13 protein-coding genes are annotated in these 17,503 nt (G+C 65.8%); 5 read left to right on the top strand and 8 right to left on the bottom strand.

The genetic code is table 11. The features are described from left to right. The first annotated feature begins 301 nt into the window (after positions 1–301). The 5 genes from flgK (at position 302) to EYW47_RS33525 (ending at position 10,962) form a co-directional block, all read left to right on the top strand. Positions 302–2,326, top strand: coding sequence for a flagellar hook-associated protein FlgK (gene flgK / locus EYW47_RS33545; protein ID WP_133199115.1), 2,025 nt, complete (start codon positions 302–304; stop codon positions 2,324–2,326). A gap of 11 nt (positions 2,327–2,337) precedes the next feature. Then, on the top strand, positions 2,338–3,573 hold the full coding sequence (flgL, locus tag EYW47_RS33540) for a flagellar hook-associated protein FlgL (RefSeq protein ID WP_133199114.1): 1,236 nt from the start codon (positions 2,338–2,340) through the stop codon (positions 3,571–3,573). A 281-nt stretch (positions 3,574–3,854) separates the two neighbouring features. Continuing rightward, positions 3,855–4,088, top strand: a complete 234-nt coding sequence (locus EYW47_RS33535; RefSeq protein ID WP_133199113.1) for a hypothetical protein — start codon at positions 3,855–3,857, stop codon at positions 4,086–4,088. A 471-nt stretch (positions 4,089–4,559) separates the two neighbouring features. Beyond that, complete coding sequence (locus tag EYW47_RS33530; protein WP_133199112.1) at positions 4,560–8,957, top strand: beta strand repeat-containing protein; 4,398 nt, start codon at positions 4,560–4,562, stop codon at positions 8,955–8,957. A 418-nt stretch (positions 8,958–9,375) separates the two neighbouring features. After that, the gene (locus EYW47_RS33525; RefSeq protein ID WP_133199111.1) at positions 9,376–10,962 is read left to right on the top strand and encodes a ShlB/FhaC/HecB family hemolysin secretion/activation protein; all 1,587 of its coding nucleotides are present in this window, start codon (positions 9,376–9,378) and stop codon (positions 10,960–10,962) included. A 30-nt stretch (positions 10,963–10,992) separates the two neighbouring features. Here EYW47_RS33525 and fliR read toward each other — a convergent pair whose 3' ends face one another. The 8 genes from fliR to EYW47_RS33485 form a co-directional block, all read right to left on the bottom strand. Further along, positions 10,993–11,784 (bottom strand): flagellar biosynthetic protein FliR, encoded by a 792-nt coding sequence (fliR, locus tag EYW47_RS33520; RefSeq protein ID WP_133199110.1) that lies wholly within the window; start codon positions 11,782–11,784, stop codon positions 10,993–10,995. A gap of 40 nt (positions 11,785–11,824) precedes the next feature. Beyond that, on the bottom strand, positions 11,825–12,094 hold the full coding sequence (gene fliQ, locus EYW47_RS33515; protein ID WP_133199109.1) for a flagellar biosynthesis protein FliQ: 270 nt from the start codon (positions 12,092–12,094) through the stop codon (positions 11,825–11,827). Positions 12,095–12,104: 10 nt separating this feature from the next. Next, positions 12,105–12,950, bottom strand: coding sequence for a flagellar type III secretion system pore protein FliP (gene fliP / locus EYW47_RS33510; protein WP_133199108.1), 846 nt, complete (start codon positions 12,948–12,950; stop codon positions 12,105–12,107). Further along, the gene (gene fliO, locus EYW47_RS33505) at positions 12,951–13,502 is read right to left on the bottom strand and encodes a flagellar biosynthetic protein FliO (RefSeq protein WP_133199107.1); all 552 of its coding nucleotides are present in this window, start codon (positions 13,500–13,502) and stop codon (positions 12,951–12,953) included. Further along, the gene (fliN, locus tag EYW47_RS33500; protein WP_133199106.1) at positions 13,499–13,960 is read right to left on the bottom strand and encodes a flagellar motor switch protein FliN; all 462 of its coding nucleotides are present in this window, start codon (positions 13,958–13,960) and stop codon (positions 13,499–13,501) included. Before fliN ends, fliO begins: the two co-directional genes overlap by 4 nt. After that, entirely contained in the window at positions 13,953–14,951 is a 999-nt protein-coding gene (gene fliM / locus EYW47_RS33495) for a flagellar motor switch protein FliM (RefSeq protein WP_028221863.1), read from the bottom strand. Before fliM ends, fliN begins: the two co-directional genes overlap by 8 nt. Before the next feature lie 96 nt (positions 14,952–15,047). Beyond that, the gene (fliL, locus tag EYW47_RS33490; RefSeq protein ID WP_133199105.1) at positions 15,048–15,557 is read right to left on the bottom strand and encodes a flagellar basal body-associated protein FliL; all 510 of its coding nucleotides are present in this window, start codon (positions 15,555–15,557) and stop codon (positions 15,048–15,050) included. A 406-nt stretch (positions 15,558–15,963) separates the two neighbouring features. Then, on the bottom strand, positions 15,964–17,496 hold the full coding sequence (locus tag EYW47_RS33485; RefSeq protein WP_133199104.1) for a flagellar hook-length control protein FliK: 1,533 nt from the start codon (positions 17,494–17,496) through the stop codon (positions 15,964–15,966). Positions 17,497–17,503: the final 7 nt, after the last annotated feature.

Raw genomic sequence — 17,503 nt, 5'->3', positions numbered from 1 at the left:
CTGCCAGCCGCGCGACAAACGCCGCGGCGACATTGCGCGCCGCGCCGGCGCGCCCGGCCTTCGCTGCGCGCCTTCACGGCCCGCGCCGCCGGGACGCGCCAGGCGTCGCCTCGACGCGCAGCGCATCAGTTGCGCTGCGTGTGCGGTCGCGCCTCGCGCGCCAAACGTTTTCTTCGCGGCTTCCCCCCCATTTTCCTGATTGCAGGCGCTCAATTTTCGCGCCCCGCTGCCGTTATTACGTTGGTTCACCCACGCGGCCGTTCGACCGAGGTGTCGGAAAGGCCGTCCCTGAGGATTACGCATGTCCAACATCTTCTCGATCGGGCTCTCCGGATTACAGGCGGCCCAGATCGGTATTGCCACTGCCGGCCAGAACATCAGCAACTCGTCGACCACGGGCTACAACGTGGAAAACGCGGTGTTCAGCGAAGCGAGCGGCCAGTACACGGGCTCGGGCTACATGGGCGGCGGCGTGACCACGGCTACGGTGCAGCGCGCCTATAGCCAGTACCTCACGACCTCGCTGAACAACGCGCAGTCCAGCAACAGCTCGCTCACCGCGTCGTACACGCTCGCCACGCAGCTCTCGAACCTCGTGGGCAGCCCGACTTCGGGCATTGCCTCGTCGATCTCGGCGTTCTTCTCGGGCCTGCAAAACGTCTCGAACTCGCCGGCGAGCGTTGCCACGCGCCAGACCGCGATCTCCGACGCGCAGTCGCTCGCCGACCAGATCAACGCCGCCGGCCAGCAGTACGACTCGTTGCGCCAGAGCGTGAATACGCAGCTCTCGAACGCCGTTACGCAGATCAACACCTATACGCAGCAGATCGCGCAGCTCAACACGCAGATTGCGTCGGCGAGCTCGTCGGGCCAGCAGCCGAACCAGCTGCTCGACCAGCGCGATCGCGCGGTCTCGAACCTCTCGCAGCTCGTTGGCGTGCAGGTCGTGCAGAACAGCAGCGGCTACAGCGTCTTCCTCGGCAACGGCCAGCCGCTCGTGGTGAGCGGTCAGAACTACAACCTCACCACGCAGCCCTCGAGCTCGAACCCCTCGGAAACCACGGTGGCCTGGCAGGGCCTGCCTGGTTCGACTGCAACGCCGCAAGCGCTTTCCAGCGCGGCGCTGCAGGGCGGCACCGTGGGCGGGCTCGTCTCGTTCATGCAGAACACGCTGGACCCGGCGCAGGCTCAACTGGGCGCGATCGCCACGAGCTTCGCCGCCCAGGTGAACCAGCAGAACCAGCTCGGCCTGACGCTGGGCGGCCAGAAGGGCGGCGCGCTCTTCAACGTGAGCGCGCCGGTCGTCACGGCCAATCTGAACAATTCCGGCACCGGCACGGTCTCGGCGCAGCTCACCAACGCGGTGAGCCCGCCCACCGACAACTACACGCTCTCGTACTCGACCGGCACCTGGACGCTCACCGATTCGACGACCAATTCGGTAGTCGCCACGACCACCACGCCGCCGTCCAGTAGCAGCCCGTTCCCGCCCGCGAGCGACAACTCCGGCCTCTCGATCACCTGGACGGGCACGATGAAGGACGGCGACTCGTTCGCGATCCAGCCGACCGCGGGCGCGCTCGACAGTTTCGCCGTCGCGACGAGCGACCCATCGGCGATCGCGGCCGCCTCGCCCGTGCTCGTCACGGCGGGCGGCGCGAACACGGGCACGGCAGCCGTCACGCAGGGCCAGGTGAGCGCGGGCTTCGCCGTGGGCACGAATGGCCAGACGCTGAACCTGAGCTATGCGGCGGCGGCATCGGGTAGCGGCGGCACGCTGTCGGGCTTCCCGGGCGGGTCGACGGTCACCGTGACGGTTCCCGGCTCGAGCACGCCCCAGACGTACCCCATCACGGACGGCACCACACCGGTCCCCTACGACCCGAGCACGGGCGCGACGATCGCCATCAGCGGGGACGCCACCGGCGTGGCCAACAACGTGAGCTTCACAATGACGGGCGCACCCGCGAACGGCGACAAGTTCACCGTCGGGCCGAACACGGGCGCCGCGCAGGACGGCCGCAACGCACTCGCGCTCGCGAACCTCACCTCGGGCACCGCCTTCACCAACTCGCAGACGCTCACGACCGCGTACTCGAACTACGTGAACACGATCGGCAACACGGCCAGCCAGTTGAAGGCGTCGAGCACCTCGCAGCAGTCGCTCGTCACGCAGCTCACCTCGCAGCAGCAGTCGGTGCAGGGCGTGAACCTCGACGAAGAAGCGGCCAGCCTGCTGCAGTACCAGCAGCTCTACCAGGCCAACAGCAAGGTGATCCAGACGGCAGCGTCGCTGTTCCAGACGCTGCTCGGCATATTCCAGTGAGGCGCTGACCCATGCGTATCGCGACTTCCCAGATTTATTCGAACAGCCTCTCCACGATGGAGAACCAGCAGGCGCAGCTTCTCCAGGTGCAGCAGCAGGTCTCGACGGGCGTCTCGCTGTCGAGCCCCGCCGACAACCCGCTCGGCGCGGCCCAGGCCGTGCAGCTCTCGGCCACGAGCGCGACGCTCACGCAGTACGCGTCGAACCAGAACACGGCGCTTTCCTCGCTGCAGCTCGAAGACTCGACGCTCTCGAGCGTGACGAGCACGCTGCAGTCCATCAGCCAGCAGATCCAGTCGGCGCTCAACGGCTCGCTCAACGACTCCGACCGCCAGGCGCTCGCCAAGCAGTTGCAGGGCGAGCGCAGCCAGCTGCTCACGCTCGCCAATACCACCGACGGTCAGGGCAACTATCTGTTCTCGGGCTTCAAGAGCACTGCGCAGGTCTTCACGAACTTGCCGGGCGGCGGCGTGCAGTACAACGGCGACCTGGGCCAGCGCCTGGTCCAGGTGGGCGGAGCGCGCCAGATCGCGGTGAGCGACACCGGCGCGGCGGTGTTCCAGAGCGTCTCGGCCGTGGGCTCGCAAGCAGTGGCCGCGGGCAGCTCGGCCAATACCGGCACCGGCACGATTAGCGGCGTCACGGTGACCGATCCTGCCCAAGCCACGAACGGCGACAGCTACTCGATCTCGTTCGACCAGGGCTCGAACCCGCTCACCTACACGGTGACCGACAGCACCACGAAGCAGCCGGTCGCGACGAGTCAACCGTACACCGATGGCTCGGCGATCAACCTCGGCAACGGCATGAACGTGACGATCTCGGGCACGCCCGCGTGGAACGACACGTTCTCGGTGACGCCGGCCACGACGCAGCAGAACAGCAGCGTGTTCTCGACGATCGACAGCGTGATTGCCGCGCTGCAGACGCCGGTGAACGGCAGCCCGAGCGCGGGCGCCAATCTCACGAATGCGCTGCAGGCCGGTCTCACGGCGATCGGGAACTCGATCTCGAACGTGGTCACGATCCAGGCGTCGGTAGGCGGGCGCGAGCAGGAAGTGAAGGCGCTGCAGACGGTGACGTCGACGAATTCGCTGCAGGTGACGTCGAATCTATCGGATCTCACGACGACCGATATGACGGCGGCGATTACGCAGTACACGCAGTTGTCGAATGCGCTGACGGCTTCGCAGAAGAGTTTCGCCGCGACTCAAAACCTTTCGCTGTTCCAGTACATCAATCCTTGATGAGATGGCTCATGCGGGGAAAGCGGCGGCGTGCGTTGGGCGTGCCGCCGCAATGAGACAGTCCTCGAGCTTGACCGAAACAGCCCGCCTGGCTCGCGCCGGCCGGGCTGTTTCTTCATTCTGAGATCGCGTCGTGAACGCGGCTGCGCCGGCCGGACTGGATCCGGACGAGCGGAGTTTGTCCTACATGCGTCAGAGTATGACGAATTTCCTGCGGTGAGCTTTTTTAAGACACTGAGACGTGTACGATGCGCGCGCTGAGATTTTCTAAGGAGCCGTGCATGATTTTCAGATGTGTCTTTACCGCAGCCTTGATATTTGCAGTGAGTGGCTGTGGCCTCCTCGATTCGACCCCCCGCTTCCAGGAAAACTGTAGCCGCTATGGATTCAAGCCGGGTACCGACGCATTTGCGAATTGCGTCTTGCAGCAGTCCCAGCAAGAAGACGACGATATTCAGCGCTCTATGGATCGGGACAACCGGCTCGATGCCGCCGGCAAGAAAAAGGACTACTGATTGATGGGTGGTGGCTGCGACATTCCAAAGGAGGCTCACGACCACCGATACGACTGCGGCTATTACGCAGTACGGGCTATAAGCAGTACGCACAGTTGCCGAATGCGCTGACGGCTTCGCAGAAGCGTTTTGCAGTGACTCAACAGCTTTCGCCGTTCCAGTACGTCAATCCCTGATCGTGGGTGCCGGGTGGAGTTCCCCGGTAGAGACAGCGGGGGTGCGCGTTACGCGCACCCCCGCTTTTTTATCTGGGCGCTGTCAGCGCGCCCCTTGCCCAACTCCAGTTGGCGCTCACTTTTAAGAGTCATCTTACATTCCGCTTTCCCGAGGCCGAATAGACTCTTTAGTCTGCTTACGTTTGCTTACATTTAATTACATTCGCTTTCGCAAGCAGTCCGAAGAGCTCCCGCGTGAGGAACGACCAAAGCGTCCCGCCCGGGTAACGAAAAGAAATCGATACAAGGCCAGGAAATGAGTCACAGCAAATCCACTCGCCACAAACGCTCCCAATCGACGCGCCAGCAGGCCTTCCGGCTTGCGGTCATGCCGGCCATGATGACCGCGGCCATTGGCTACATGAACGGCGCCTGGGCGGTACAAGGCGGTGTTGTCGCAGCGGGCAGCGGGACCATCAATACCCAGGGCAACAATACGACGATCACCCAGGGCAGCGACCGGATGGTCGTCAACTGGACCAACTTCGACATCGCCAGGAATCAGGCGGTGGCGATCAAGCAGCCTAGCGCCAGCTCGGCGATCCTCAACCGCGTGGCGACGGCGGCACCCACACAAATTGACGGTACGCTGACGGCGAACGGCCGCGTCTTCGTGGTCAACCCCGCGGGCGTGATGTTTGGCAAGACGTCGTCGGTGAACGTGGGGAGTCTCGTGGCGTCCACGCTGAACGTCGACGACAAGCAATTCATGGATGGCGGCGATGCGCGAGGCCTCATGAACCTTTCCGCGAACGGCGGCACTGGCGTGGTTTCGAACGACGGCCAACTGAGCGCGACCGAAGCCGTCGTTCTGCTCGGCGCAAAAGCCACCAACCAGGGCACGATCCGCGCGAAGGACGTCACGCTCGGCGCGGCCGACGGCGTAGCGATGCAGATGAGCAACTCCGGTTTCAAGGTCATGCTCGGCCGCGAAGCGCAGAACGCACTCGCGGCCAATAGCGGCGTGATCACGGCCAACGGCGGCAACGTCCAGCTCAATGCAGCGGCAACGGGCGCGATGCTCGCCACGGTGGTGCAGAACTCTGGCACGCTGGAAGCCACGCGCGCAAGCTCGGGCGAGGGCGGCTCGATCATCCTCGGCTCGCAACTCGACGGCAACATCAGCGCGGGCGGCCGCATCAATGCGGCGACCGACATTACGATCGGCTCCGCGCCGGTGAGCTACCCGCCGACCCTTTCCCCCTTTGACGCCGCCACGGCGCCCACGGGTGGCGAATATGGCAGCACCGGCCACAACGTGACCATCGAGAAAGGCGCGTATCTGACCACATCGCAAGGCGCGGTCTCGATCGGGACCGGCGGTGGCGATGTCGTGTCGAACGGCCGCATCAGCAGCGGCGGCGATGTCAAAATCGGCGCGGGCGGAACCGGGGCCGTCGCGGTCAACGAAGCGATCAATGGGCGCAGCGTGGCCGTGCAGGGCACCGGCGTCGACATCAATTCGTGGATGACCGCCTCGACCGGCGACCTGTCCATCAAGGCCGATGGCGCGGGCGCCGGCAACCTGAATCAGAACGCGAACCTGGAGGCGTCGAGAGGTTCGGTCAACCTCACGGGCACCAACGTTACGCAGAAGACCGGCACCAGCACCTACGGCAACACCGGCGTGAGCATTAGCGCGACCGGAGCGCTGCAGGCAGCGCGGGTGAATGGCAACAGCGGCGATGTCCAGCTTGCCGCGCTGAGCGGCCCGCTCACGGCAAATAACGACGTCAACGGGCGCAGCGTGTCCATGCTGGGCACGGGCGTGAACATCAATTCGTCGATTAGCGCCTCGACGGGCGACGTGTCCATCAAGGCCGATGGCCTGGGCAAGGGTGATCTGAATCAGAACGCGAACGTGACGGCGAGCCGGGGCTCGGTCAACCTCGCGGGCACCAACATCGCGCAGAAGAAGGGCATCGGCACCTATGCCGGCGATGGCGTGAAGATTGGCGCAACCGGCGCCCTCCAGGCCGCCCGGGTGAGCGCAACCGGCGATGTCCAGATCGGCGCGGCGGGTGCCATTGCGGTCAACGACGCGATCAACGGCCGCAGCGTGTCCATGCAGGGCACGGGCGTCGACGTCAATTCGTGGATCAACGCCTCGACGGGCGACGTGTCGATCAAGGCCGATGGCCTGGGCAAGGGCGATCTGAACCAGAACGCGGATGTGAAGGCGTTCAAGGGTTCGGTCAATCTCACCGGCACCAACGTCACGCAGAAGCTGGGCTACGTCACCTATGCCGGCAACGGCGTGAATATCGGCGCCAGCAACGCGCTTCAGGTGGCACGCGTGGACGCCGTGGGCGACGTGCAACTCGGCGCGCCAGGCGCGGTCAAGGTCGTCGACGGCATCAACGGCAGCAGCGTGTCCATGCAGGGCACGGGCGTCGACCTCAATTCGTGGATTACCGCCACGAAGGGCGACGTGTCCATCAAGGCCGATAGCCTTGGCAAGGGCGATCTGAATCAGAACGCGAACGTGACGGCGAACCAGGGCTCGGTCAACCTCACGGGCACCAACATCGTCCAGAAGAAGGGCATCGGCACCTATGCCGGCGATGGCGTGAAGATTGGCGCAACCGGCGCGCTCCAGGCCGCCCGGGTGAGCGGCAACGGCGATATCCAGATCGGCGCGGCGGGCCCCATTGCGGTCAACGACGCGATCAATGGCCGCAGCGTGTCCATGCAGGGCACGGGCGTCGACGTCAATTCGTGGATCAACGCCTCGACGGGCGACGTGTCGATCAAGGCCAATGGCCTGGGTAAGGGCGATCTGAACCAGAACGGGGACGTGAAGGCGTTCAAGGGTTCGGTCAATCTCACCGGCACCAACGTCACGCAGAAGCTGGGCTACGTCACCTATGCCGGCAACGGCGTGAATATCGGCGCCAGCAACGCGCTTCAGGTGGCACGCGTGGACGCCGTGGGCGACGTGCAACTCGGCGCGCCAGGCGCGGTCAAGGTCGTCGACGGCATCAACGGCAGCAGCGTGTCCATGCAGGGCACGGGCGTCGACCTCAATTCGTGGATTACCGCCACGAAGGGCGACGTGTCCATCAAGGCCAATGGCCTGGGTCAGGGCGACCTGAACCAGAACGCGAACATCACGGCGTCCAACGGTTCGGTCCTGCTCACGGGCACCAACGTCGTGCAGAAAAACGGCGTCGTCACCAATGCGGGTGGCGGCATTTCGATTGGCGCAGACGGCAACATCCAGACAGCCAGGCTGATCGGCGGCGGCGACGTCCAGGTTGGCACGCTGGAAGGCTCACTCGTGGCCAACAACGCGATCAATGGGCGCAGCGTGTCGTTGCAGGGCACGGGCGTCGAGACCAATGGGTCGATCAACGCCTCGACCGGCGACGTGTCGATCGAGGCCGACGCCTTTGGCTCGGGCGATCTGAAGCAGAACGCGGACATCAATTCGTCCAAGGGTTCGGTCCTGATCAAGGGCACCAACGTCTTCCAGAAAAATGGCGTCAACACCATTGCAGGTGACGGCGTGCAGATCGGCGCAAACGACACCATCCTCGCATCGAGGCTGAGCGCCGGCGGCGACGTCCTGGTCGGCACGGACTACGGCCCGCTTGCGGTCAACGGTGCGATCAACGCTCGCAGCGTGTCCCTGCAGGGCTCGGATCTCGAGATCAATGCGCCGATCACCGCCTCGACGGGCAACGTGTCCGTCAAGGCCGACGGCGCGGGCGAGGGCGACCTGAAGCAGTTCGCGAACGTGACGGCGTCCAAGGGCTCGGTCCTGCTCACGGGCACCAACGTCTTGCAGAGGAGCGGCGTCAGCACCACTGCGGGTGACGGCGTGTCGATTGGCGCAAGCAACATCATCCTCGCGCAAAGGCTGAACGCTGGCGGCGACGTCAAACTCGGCGCGACGGGTGACGGCGCCATCACGGTCAACGGCGCGGTCAATGGGCGTAGCGTCTCCATGCAGGGCACGGGTGTCAATATCAACGCGAACGCGCCGATCACCGCCTCGACGGGCGACGTGTCCATCTCGTCTGACAGCGCGAGCGGCGGCAACCTGAAGCAGTCCGCGAACATCACGGCGTCCAAGGGCTCGGTCTACCTCACGGGCTCCAACGTCGTGCAGGACATTGGCGTGAGCACCGTTGCGGGCGACAGCGTGAAGATCGGCACGAGCGGAACGCTCCAGACCGGCTTGCTGAGCGGCAAGACCGTCTCGCTCGAGGGTGACACGGTGTACCTGATTCGCGACGTGAACGCCGATGGCGACATCGTGGTCCATTCCACGAATAACGTCTGCGTCCCCGGCACGGGCTGCACGGACAGCAGCACGAAGGGCATCTACCAGCTCGGCAACGTGACGAGCCGCAAGGGCAGCATCATGATGGCCGTCGATCCCGGCATCTCGTTCGATCCGATTACGGGGATCCCGACGATCGCCTATACCGGCCTGATCGGCCAGTATCCGACGTCGCAGACCCGCGCGGGCGTCGACATTTCGCTGCGCGCGGTCGCTGTCTACGCGGCCAACAACACGGCGGGCAAGTCGATCACGGTGGAGTCCCTGGCCCCGACGTATTGGGGCAAGCTGACGGCGCCGCAGATCACGCTGCCCACGCCGATCACCGTTTCGGATAACGGCGACAGCAGCGGCGGCGGACGATAACAGCCGCATCGATCCCGGAGACCCCGGGGATCGCGGAGACCGGCCCGCCGGCGCCTTCGGCCTGCGCCGATTGCGCTGATTGCGCCGGCGGCCCTCCGCCTCCAGGCGGTTCAGCCGGATCACACGACACGGGAGAGGCACGCGTTGCCTCTCCCTCCCTTGTTGGCGTTTCCCCTTTGCGCGTCCCGGCACCACCGGCAACGTCTGCCGGATTGGATCGCGTCGATTTGCGCCGCTTGCATCCCGATTTGCATCCTTGTTTCCCCTTCGCACCTTGAAAGTCTCCAACCGGTACCGGCACCTTTGCCATCGCCTCGGTCCTGCCTGCCTGCCATTGCTCGGCCTGGCGGCGTGGCATGGCTGCGCACAAGCCTATGAGCTCCCCAGCGCGGGCTCGCTGCTCCGTCAGAACGGCGACATGACGCGTGGCATCGAAGGCGACTCCGCGCCCGAGCGCGCGCCCGCCTTGCAGTCGTCGACACCGGCCGGGCCGTCTGCTCCAGAGGGCGAGTTTTCCTTCGTCGTCAACGAATTCGATTTTGGCGGCGCGCTTTCCGAAGCCGAGCGGCAGCGTGTCGATGCATTTCTCGCGCCGTGGCGCGGGCGCAGCGTGACGCTTGCGCAATTGCAGACGCTGCGCGATGAGCTGACGACGGTGCTGTACAACGGCGGCGATACGCTCGTGCGCGTGACACTGCCGCCGCAGACCGTCACGGGCGGCGCCGTGCGCTTCGGCATCGAGCGCGGCCACGTCGAATCGATCGGCGTGGAAAACGGCTCGAAAGTGTCGACGCAACGGCTCAAGGCCATTCTCGGGAGCACCAGCGAGGCCACGCCGACGTTGCGCGAAATCGAACACAATATGCGCGTCGTCGAAGGCATACCCGGCGTCGGCTCGGTGTCGTCGGCGCTCGCGACGGGAACGGAGCCTGGCGGCACGATCGTCGATGTCGACGTCACGCCTGCCGACCGCTTTTACGCTGCGGCCACCCTCGACAACTCGGGCTCGCGGCAAGCCGGGTGGCGCCGTGTCGGCGTTTCCGGTGGCGTCAACAACGCGCTCGGCCTGGGCGACCAGTTGCAGGCGACCGTCTATTTCACGCCGCGTTTCATGCAGACGAGCGCCGGCGAGGAAGGGCGCACGCGTCTCGGCCGTTTGTCCTATGACATGTTGACTGGATTGGGCGCGAGCCGCGCGGGCCTTGCGTACTCGCATGTGGACTACAAGCTGGGCGAGGAGTTTAGCGGCCTAGGCACGGGCTCGGCCGACGTCGTCAGCCTGTATGGCTCCACGCCGGCGATTCGCACCGCCAACGCGAGTCTCGACCTTGGCGCGGGCATGGAAGCCTGGGACTCGACCGACGAAAAATTCGACAATATCCTCGAGAGCCGGCAACGCAGTCTCGTGGCGTCGCTACGTGCCGATGGCAATTTTTATGGCAATTGGGGCGCGCGCAGGAACGTGACGCAGTACAGCGTCATCGCGAGTCGTGGCGCGACGCGGCAGAAGGAATACGACCATGGGACCAGCGATTCTCCGTATGTCGATCGCCGGTACGACTTCTACAAGCTCGAGCCGTCCGCCACGTTTATTCAATCGCTCACTTCCACCACCCAAGCCTCGCTGGCGGTTCGTGGCCAGTGGGCCAGCCGGGCCCTGGACGGTTCGCAGCGGCTCGGTCTGGGTGGGCCATCGGCGGTGCGCGCGTACGACCAGAACGCAGCCGCTGTCGATGACGGCGTGATTGTTTCCGTTGGCGTGAGCCAGTTCATCCGGCCGCTGCCGGGCACCGCGTTGCAGATTTTTTATGACGACGCGCGTGGCCGAACCCGCAACGATGGTCTCATGGCGGGGGCGTCGGTGCGTCTGCAGGGTTATGGGATTGGCGCGAGCTATAGCGGCAAGCATGTTTCGGCGCAGATCAGCTATGCGATGCGCACGGGCCAGGGTCTCGAGCATGCGGCGCGTCAGCAGACTTGGGTGACGCTCACCGCCATGATCTAGTGGTGAGCGTGGTGTGGTGTTGCGGGTGCTTCACGGCATTGGCCTGAGACCCGCCGCCACCCGCCCCATCTGATCGATGCCGCCATCAAAAAGCCGCGCGAAATAGGGAATCAGATTGGGCATCATCATCTGAATCAGCAGCAAGCCCACGAGCATCGTGAGCGCGAACCCAATTTGAAAAATCCCGATCTGCGGCGCCGCCCGATTAAGAATGCCGAGCGAGATATTGGTAATGAGCAGCGCCACCACCACGGGCAGCGAGAGCAGCAGCCCTCCGTTAAACACCGTCGCGCCCCAGCCCGCGATCAACCTGTAGCCATTGCCCGAAAGCACATTGGCCGACACCGGCACGCTATGAAACGTCTCGACTAGTGCGGCAATCATCTGCAAATGCCCGTCGAAGACGAGAAACGCGAGCATCGCCATCATGTTGAGCCACGACGAAAGCGCGGGCGTGGACGTATTGGCTTGCGGATCGAAGAACGACGCGAAGCCGAGCCCCATACCCAGCCCCATCAAATCGCCCGCCGCTGTCACGACAGCGAACACGATCTGCATCGTGAACCCAAGCGCCGCGCCAATCAGAAACTGATTAACGAGAATCCACACGCCTTCGGCCGAAAACACCGTGACCTGCGGCATGGGGTCGAGCGTAGGCGCGACGATGAGCGTGATGAACGCCGCAATCCCGATCTTTACCCGCGTAGGCACCGAGCGGTGGCCGAGTATGGGCGCCACAGCCACCAGCGCGAGAATGCGCGTGAACGGCCAGAGGAACGCGGTGAGCCAGAGATTGAGCTGCGCGTAGGTGACGGTGAACATCGTGTGAGAGCCGCAGAGCGCGCGAGGTTAAAAAGCGCGCTTAGCCCGCAAGCGACGGAATGCTGGCGAACATGTGATGCATGTAATCGAGCATGGTGGTGAGCATCCACGGCCCGGCAATCACGAGCGTCACCGCAATCGCGATGAGCTTGGGGATGAACGAAAGCGTGCTTTCATTGATTTGCGTGGCCGCCTGAAAGAGGCTCACCACGAGACCGACGACGAGCGACACGAGCAAGAGCGGCGCGGCCAGCAGCAACGCCACATACATCGCTTCGTGCGAAAGGGTCATGACGGTTTCGGGCGTCATAGCGAACTCCTCAGGTGAAACTCTGTGCGAGCGAGCCGATCAGCAATTGCCAGCCGTCCACGAGCACGAACAGCATGAGCTTGAACGGCAGCGAGATCGTCGCGGGCGACACCATCATCATGCCCATCGACATGAGCACGCTCGCCACCACCATGTCGATGATGAGAAACGGAATGAAGATCGTAAAGCCGATCTGAAAACCCGTCTTCAGCTCGCTCGTGACGAACGAGGGCACGAGCAGCGTGAGCGGTACGTCCTCGGGGCCCTGCATGGGCGCCGCGTGCGAGATGCGCGCGAAGAGTGCGAGATCGGACTCGCGGGTCTGCCGCAGCATGAAGGTCTTGAAGGGCGCGACGCCGCGCGTCACCGCATCGTCCATCGAGATCGTGCCCGCGGCGAACGGCTTGTAGCCGTCGTTGTAGGCCTTGTCTAGCACGGGCGACATCACGAACAGGGTGAGGAACAGCGCGAGACCCACGAGCACCTGGTTGGGCGGCGTGGTCGTCGTGCCGAGCGCCTGGCGCAGCAGCGAGAGCACGATGATGATGCGCGTGAAGCTCGTCATCATCAGCACCATCGCGGGCAGGAACGACAGCATCGTGAGCAGCAGCATCGTCTGCACGCTCAGCGAATACGTGGTGCCGCCGTTGGGGCCCGGGCTCGTGTTGAAGGCGGGCAGGCCCTGCGCCTGCGCGGCAGCCTGGGCGTGAGCCAGGTGCGGCAGCAGCAGCGCCGCGGCGCCCGCGCCGAGCACGAGCGCGACGGGCAAGGCCGCACGCGAGAATCTCACGATCGAGGAAGTGTGCGCGCGAGCGTGGCCGCCCGCTAGCGCGTCATGATGGGTGCTGCCGTGCATTTACTGCGCTCCGCCGTCGTGACGCTTGAAACGTTTGCCTGCTTCGTTTTTCAGCGCGTCACGAAAGCGCTGTCCGAAGGTGCCTTGAAGGGCGGCGGAGCCGGTCGCAACGCCGGCAGAGGCGGGCAGCTCGCCCGCGGGCATCGTGTGCAGGAGGCGCACGTTGCCGGGTGCGGCACCGAGCACGAGCCAGGTGTCGCCAATCTCGACCACGGCCACGCGCTCCTTGCCGCCGAGCGAGGCGCCGCCCACGGTCTTCACGAGCGCGCTCTTCGGGCCGTGCTGCAGGCCCAGGCGCCGTGCGAGCCACGCGCAGCCAAACACCACGCCAATCACGAGCACGAGGCCGAACACGGTTTGCAGCACCGCGCCGAAGCCGAGCGAGGGCACCGCGCTGCCTGCGATGACTGCTGAAGCGCTCGATGCCGAGCGCGCGGCCTCGTTTACGGCCTGCAGGTCGGCGGCCTGCGCGGGCAGGGCGGCGAGCCATGCGCAAGCACATACGCATGCACTAGCCAGCGCGAAGCCCGCGGATGCAGCAAGGCGTTTCATCGATTCAGCTTCCGGATGCGCTCGGAGGGCGTAATGATGTCGGTGAGGCGGATGCCGAACTTGTCGTTCACGACCACCACTTCGCCCTGGGCGATGAGGCAGCCGTTCACGAGCACGTCCATGGGCTCGCCGGCGAGGCCGTCGAGCTCCACCACCGAGCCCTGCGCGAGCTGCAGCAGGTTGCGGATGGCGATCTTGGTGCGGCCAAGCTCCACGGTCATCTGGACGGGAATGTCCAGAATCATGTCGATGTCGTTGCGCGTCGAGTTCGAGTCGACCTTCGAGAGCGGCTGGAACACGGCGGCGGGCTGCGCGGCCACTTCGTGGCTTTCGTGGCCGTTCTGCTCGGCGAGCGCGGCGGCCCAGTCGTCCATGGCGTCCATCGCATCGGCCGCGCCGGCGGCGGCTTGCTGACCCGGCACGGGCTCGTCCCCTTGCGTGGCGTTCACGTCACTCATATCCACCTTCCTTCATCGTGTCGGCTGCGCTGATCATCTTCTGGACCCGCAACGCGTATTGACCATTGAAAATTCCGTAGCCGCATTCCATCACCGGCACGCCGTCCACTTTGGCGACGATGTGCTCGGGGATGTTCATCGGCAGGACATCGCCCTTCTTCATGTTCAGGATCTGCTCGAACGTGACGGGCACCTGCGCGAGATCGGCGGTGAGCTCCACTTCGGCGGCCTGCACCTGCTGCGAGAGCACGCGCACCCAGCGGCGGTCCACGTCGAGCACTTCGCCTTGCAGCGGCGAGGCGAGCACGTCGCGGATCGGCTCGATCATCGAGTAGGGCATGCAGATGTGGAGCGTGCCGCCCGTCGTGCCGAACTCGATCGAGAACTGCGTGACGATCACGATCTCGTTGGGCGTCGCCACGTTGGCGAACTGCGTGTGCATCTCCGAGCGCACGTACTCGAACGTGAGTGGGCGCACGCTCTTCCACGCCGTGGTGTAGTGATCGAACACGAGATTGAGCAGCTTGCCGATGATGCGCTGCTCGGTCTGCGTGAAGTCGCGGCCTTCGACGCGCGTGTGAAAGCGCCCGTCGCCGCCGAACAGGTTGTCCACCACGAAGAACACGAGGTTCGGGTCGAACACGAACAGCGACGTGCCGCGCAGCGGCTTCACGTGCACGAGGTTCAGATTCGTCGGGATCGGCAGGTTGCGCGTGAACTCGCTGTACTTCTGCACGCGCACGGGGCCCACGGAAATCTCGGCGGTGCGGCGCATGAAGTTGAAGATACCCACGCGCATGAGGCGCGCGAAACGCTCGTTGATGATCTCGAGGCCGGGCATGCGGCCGCGCACGATGCGTTCCTGCGTCGCGATGTTGTACGGGCGCACACCCTGATGCTCGGTCTGGGTCGACTCGATGTCGACTTCGCCGGTGACGCCTTTGAGGAGGGCATCGACCTCCTCCTGCGACATGAACTCGTCGTGACCCATGCTCATGATGCCAGGCTCCAGATTGGCTGCGTCGTGCCCGCGCACGCGGCATGCGGGCGAACGCGCGGGTTCATGTTGAGCGTGCTCATGCTGCGCTTACTGGACGACGAATTCGGTGAACAGCACGTCTTCAACCTTGGCGGGCGTGCCGCGCGGGTCGGAGGGCTGCGCGATGAGCCTGGCGAGCTCGGCGGCAAGCGCGCGCTTGCCCTCGAGCGGTGCGAGATCGGACGGATGCTTGTTCGAGAGCGCGAGCAGCACGCGGCTGCGGATCTCGGGCATGCGCGCGACGAGCGCGTCCTGGGTGGCCTGGCTGTCGAGCTTGAGCGTGAGGCCGACGCGCAGATAGTGCGACTCGCCGTCGTCGGCCTGCAGGTTCACGGTCATCGGCTCGAGCGCGTAGTAGACGGGCACGGCGGGCGGCGGCGGCGCGCTTGCGGCGGCCGGCGCGCTCGTCGCGTGGCGCGACATGAAGAACCAGACGCCGCCGCCCGCAGCGCCTGCGGCAAGAATCGCGATGAGCGCGATGAGAAGGATGCGCTTGAGCGGTCCGGGTTGCGCGCTTTGGAGCGCGGCTTGCGGGTTTGCGGTCGGGGTCGTCGCCATGTCGGTTGTGAGCCTGGATGAGCCTGGATGAGCCTTGGGTGAGCCTGGTGTTGCGGATGTCGGGGCCGGAGGGCGTGCGGCGCGTCGCTGTTCACCGTTGCTGATCGCTACCGATCCGCGGGTGAGTGTCGAGTTGCGCGCTCGCATTCATTCCGGCAGCCTGCATTGTTCCGGCTTTTGGCTTACAGCGATGGGAGGAATAGACGGGGGATTTGCGGCTATCTCCTGGCTTTGTGGCGTGAGCGCGGCCGCGCCCGGCAGGCTCGATGCGCGTGGCATCGATGAGCGCGCGCAGGCCGGCTCACGCACGCGCGGGCGCGCAGGCGGCGCGGCCATGCCGCCGGAAGCCTCGGGGCCGGGGTGCCCGGTGCCCGCGTGCGCCTTGCGGCGCGCGCTACATCACGCCTCAGGCGAACGTGTCGATCAAGCCCACGCTGCGCTGCGTGGCCGTCGTGGCGGGGCTCGCGGCGCTGTCCGCGCCGCCTGCCGGGCCGACGCCGGCGGCGCCGCCCGAGCGCGACGTGCGCGAGCCGCCCGCGCCGCTGCCGCTGTCTTGCTGCGCCTGCTGGTTCATCTGGCGCGAGAAGCCGTCGCTCACGCTCGCGCTGCCAAGGCCGATGCCGTTCTCCTGCATCTGCTCGCGCAGCTTCGGCAGGGCAGCCTCGACGGCCTCGCGCACCTGCTGATGCTGCGAGACGAACAGCGCGTGCGCATGGTTGTCGGCGACTTGCAGCACGACCTGCAGCGGCCCGAGGTCCTTGGGATTGAGCGTGAGCTCCGCCGACTGCTGGTGCGCGTTCGAGAGGAACACCACTTTTTGACTGAGCGCGTCCTCCCAGTCCGAGGTGCCCACTTGCGGGGCGAGCGCGGTGGACGCCGCCGCCGCCGCGGCCGGGTTGGCGCTCGCGCTCTGGGTGGCCTGGGTCGCCTGGGCCTGAGCCGCTGCTGCGGCGGCGGCCTGGGTCGCGGCGAGCGTGTCTGTGGCGCTGCTCGATGCGGCCGTTTGCGTGGACGCGGCCTGCTGCGTCGCCGTTGCCGCCGCGGCAAGCGCGGCGTTGGCGTTCTGCGCGCCCGTGTCGGCTGCCGTGGCGGCGACGGACTTCGAGGTGCCGTCGGCGGCGCTCTTGTCGTCGATGCCGGTGCCCAGCGTTTTCACCTTCGCCTGCGTGCCCATGTGCGCCGCGAAGCTGCTCGCGATGCTCGACCCGGTCGAAGCCGCACCCTGCGCGGCGCTCGCGACGTGCGTGTTCAGCGTAGCCGCGCCGCCGCGCAGCGTCGCGAGCGCGGCATTGAGCGCGTCGCTCACCGACTTCGGGTCGCCGCTGGCGGTGCCGGTGCCGGTGCCGTCGCCCGCCGCGCCGTTGGCGCTGGCATCCGCGCCTGCTGCCCCGGTTGCTGCCGACGCCACCCCGGCGAGCGTGGCGTCGGTGGCCTGGGCGGCGGCGTCGCCGTCGCTCTGGGCCTGCTGCTGCGCCGCCTGCTGGGCCTGTTGCACCTGAACCTGCGCCGCGGCGGCCTGCGAGCCTGCGGCTTCGGCCTGCTTCTGGCGCGCATGGGCGTCGTCGGCGCGGCGATTGCCATTCGACGCGTGTTGCGCGTCGTGCACCGAAGCGCCGTTATTGGCCTGTTGCGCCGGCTGGGACGATGGCGAGGATTGCGACGAATGCTGCGCCGCCGCCGGGCTCGCGCCGTTGTAGGCCGACGAAGCAGCCGAAGAAGCGGTCGACGCGATCGACGCATTCGCCTGCGCGCCCTGCTGCGAGGCGCTGCCCTGCGGGCCCGGCATGTTCTGCGCGTTTTGCGCGGCGATGCTTTGCTGCAGCGTTTGCGCGAAGCCCTGGCTCGCGAGGTCGGACGGGCTCGCGCCGTTGCTGGTGCTGCCCGTGGCGGCGTCCACGGCGGCGCCGAACAACGAACTGACTGCGGATAGAAGCGACATGCTGTCT

It is taken from the genome of Paraburkholderia silviterrae, assembly GCF_004353915.1.
Taxonomy (GTDB): domain Bacteria; phylum Pseudomonadota; class Gammaproteobacteria; order Burkholderiales; family Burkholderiaceae; genus Paraburkholderia; species Paraburkholderia silviterrae.
This window is presented reverse-complemented; position numbering and strand designations above follow the sequence as displayed.